This is a genomic window from Clostridia bacterium, assembly GCA_012841935.1.
Classification (GTDB): domain Bacteria; phylum Bacillota; class Peptococcia; order DRI-13; family DTU073; genus DUTS01.
This window is the reverse complement of record DUTS01000108.1, coordinates 1-2,676: the sequence shown is the minus strand read 5'-3', so window position 1 is coordinate 2,676 and position 2,676 is coordinate 1. Positions and strand designations below refer to the sequence as shown.

The window sequence follows — 2,676 nt, the reverse complement described above, 5'->3', positions numbered from 1 at the left end:
GTGCCCTGCGAGCCACAGGTAATAATCCTCAAATGGCTCGTGCCCAGGGAATCAATACTAAAACGATGATCATTTTAGGTCTACTGATTAGTAATGGTCTGGTAGGCTTTAGTGGGGCCCTAATTGCCCAAAGCCAAAGTTTTGCCGATGTACAAATGGGCATTGGTTCAATTGTGATTGGCTTGGCCTCTGTAATCATTGGAGAGGTACTTTTTGGCACCAGAAATTTTTTCAACTATTTAATTTCCTTAGTTCTAGGAGCGATCACTTATCGAATCATCATTGCCCTAGTTTTAAAAATGGGAATGCCAGCCACAGATTTAAAACTATTTACCGCATTAACAGTGGCTATCGCTTTAGCTTTACCTATTTTTAAAGATTACCTACGACCTCTTAAAAAATCAACAGAGGAGGAGCAAAAATGTTAACATTAAAAAATGTTACCAAAAGGTTTCATCCCCAAACTATTAACGAAAAAACTGCCTTAGCAAACATCAATCTCAACCTAGTTCCCGGGGATTTTGTAACCTTAATTGGTGGTAATGGTGCTGGCAAATCTACACTTTTAAATTGCATTGCCGGAGTATATCCACCAGATCAAGGCACAATTTTTATAGAAAATCAAAATATTACCAAACTACCCGAACATAAAAGAGCCGCCATTATTGGCCGCGTCTTTCAAGATCCCATGCTAGGAACCGCAGCCAATATGGGAATTGAAGAAAACCTGGCTTTAGCCCTACGCCGTGGTAAACGACGTACCCTCAAATGGGGAATCAACAATTCCGAACGCCAAGAATATAAAACCTTATTAAAAACATTAGGCCTTGGTCTAGAGGACCGTCTTAACGATAAAGTAGGCTTACTCTCAGGTGGACAGCGACAAGCCTTAACTCTTCTAATGGCTACTCTTAAAAAACCAAAGCTCCTACTCCTAGATGAACATACAGCAGCCCTAGACCCACAAACCGCGGCCAAGGTATTAGAGTTAAGTGAACAAATTATTACCACTCATCAATTAACTACTTTAATGGTTACTCATAATATGCGACATGCCATTCAATATGGCAACCGATTACTCATGATGCATAATGGCCGCCTAATTCTTGACATTTCCGGCCAAGAAAAACAAAGCCTCACCGTAGAAGACCTTTTGGCTCATTTCCAAAAGGCCAGTGGTGAGGAATTTGCCAATGACCGTGTTTTGTTAGCTTAAAGACTTTTTTCCGGTAGGAGAGTACTTTCTTGCGGATCGTGCTTATCCTTAAAGATTCCCCCCCGACGGGACTGTGCCTTAGGAAGGTTAGCATAAATTTGCTGTTTTATCCTAGCACAACCCAAAAGTATTACAGACATCTCGGAAAGACCAAGTTCTTTAGCCTGTCCTTCTAGGATAATAATTTTATCAAGCAAAGAACGTGCTTCTTCAGGTCCTATTGGCTTTGAATTTTGAAGTTCTTCCCACTGCTTATACAGTCTCCTTTTTTTACTGTTTAAAACCTGCTTAGCCAATTTTCGATGTTTAGGCATACCCAATTCCCCCCTTATTACTTCCATATTTTCTTAACTATACTGATCTAAATTCCCAGAATGATATTTTAAGGTTAATTTAGTTAATTGATCCGCTTCCGCCAAAGTTAAATTAGGGACAAAATCTTCAGCAAACGAAGCATTATAATCCCGAAAAGCCTTGGCCGATAACTCCGCATAAAGAGTCAATTCGGCCACCATCTCTTTCGCCCTAACAAGTTCCTTAGTCAAGGCTTCAATAACAGCTGCACTGCTTTTTTGAACTACCTTCCCTCTTTGATCAACAAACTTAACCACACGTCCCTCTTTTTCTACAGCTTTAATTACTGACAATTCTTCTTTTATTGCCGAAATTAAGGGAGTAAAATATTCCTTAATTTCATTCCTTAAATGTTTATGTTCTGACTGAATTACCTGACTATACCAATTAACAAACAAACCTTGCTCTCTTTTGTTCAAATAATTCCCTTTACTCATTAAGTTATTAATTTTTCTACCAAAATAACGTTCATTATGACGATTAACTGTCCCTAGATGAACCGCCTTAATTGCTAGTGGAGACAATTCAATTTTACTGGGAACCTTAAACTGCCTTTCTAAACCGTCAGTCAATTCAATTCCCTGACTCATTTAAATACACCTACCCCCAAAAAATTTCTGCGACTAGAAAAATAATACTAAGAATATTGTAGTATATTCACATTATTATAGCAAGAAATTTTCTAACTTATGTAGTGTGCTAAACTCAAATCAACGCGAAATCCCTTTTTTCCTATTAAAATTAAACCCCATTTGTGGATTCTCTATTTAATTTATAATTATTAACTGCTTTTTTCTCAAATTCTGATGACAACTACTTAAATCTCAGATTAAATAATCCGAAAAAAATATCAAATTAAGCCCAATTAATAATCCTTACAATTAATTTAGTTTACTTCTTTTTTTAGTTCTTCTACCTCTTTTATAGTTAATTCAGCTCCCTGTGCTACTTTTTCAACTGACAAACCCATCTTCAAAAGATTTATCGCTATTTTCCTTTTAGCATTAAAAAACCCCTTTTGAAGCCCCTGTTCAATCCCCTGTTGAAGCCCCTTTTCAATTCCCTTTTGTTCTCTTAATTCCAAGATAGTCAAGATGCGTTCCCCC

The 2,676-nt window shown here is 37.4% G+C and carries 5 protein-coding genes; 2 read left to right on the top strand and 3 right to left on the bottom strand.

The window, feature by feature from the left end:
- On the top strand, positions 1-428 hold a 428-nt coding region (locus GX687_06120; protein ID HHX97013.1), incomplete at its 5' end, for an ABC transporter permease.
- Complete coding sequence (locus tag GX687_06115) at positions 422-1,216, top strand: ATP-binding cassette domain-containing protein (GenBank protein ID HHX97012.1); 795 nt, start codon at positions 422-424, stop codon at positions 1,214-1,216. The genes GX687_06120 and GX687_06115, both read left to right, overlap by 7 nt.
- Here the strand turns inward: GX687_06115 and GX687_06110 are convergent.
- The 3 genes from GX687_06110 to GX687_06100 form a co-directional block, all read right to left on the bottom strand.
- Positions 1,213-1,530 carry a hypothetical protein gene (locus tag GX687_06110; protein HHX97011.1) on the bottom strand — a complete coding sequence of 106 codons (318 nt, stop codon included), beginning with the start codon at positions 1,528-1,530 and terminating at the stop codon, positions 1,213-1,215. The two genes, GX687_06115 and GX687_06110, sit on opposite strands and share 4 nt — an antisense overlap.
- 33 nt (positions 1,531-1,563) lie before the next feature.
- A complete protein-coding gene (locus tag GX687_06105; GenBank protein ID HHX97010.1) occupies positions 1,564-2,160 on the bottom strand; it encodes a hypothetical protein in 597 nt (198 codons plus the stop codon).
- Positions 2,161-2,456: 296 nt separating this feature from the next.
- The gene (locus tag GX687_06100; protein HHX97009.1) at positions 2,457-2,663 is read right to left on the bottom strand and encodes a transposase; all 207 of its coding nucleotides are present in this window, start codon (positions 2,661-2,663) and stop codon (positions 2,457-2,459) included.
- Between the last annotated feature and the right edge of the window lie 13 nt (positions 2,664-2,676).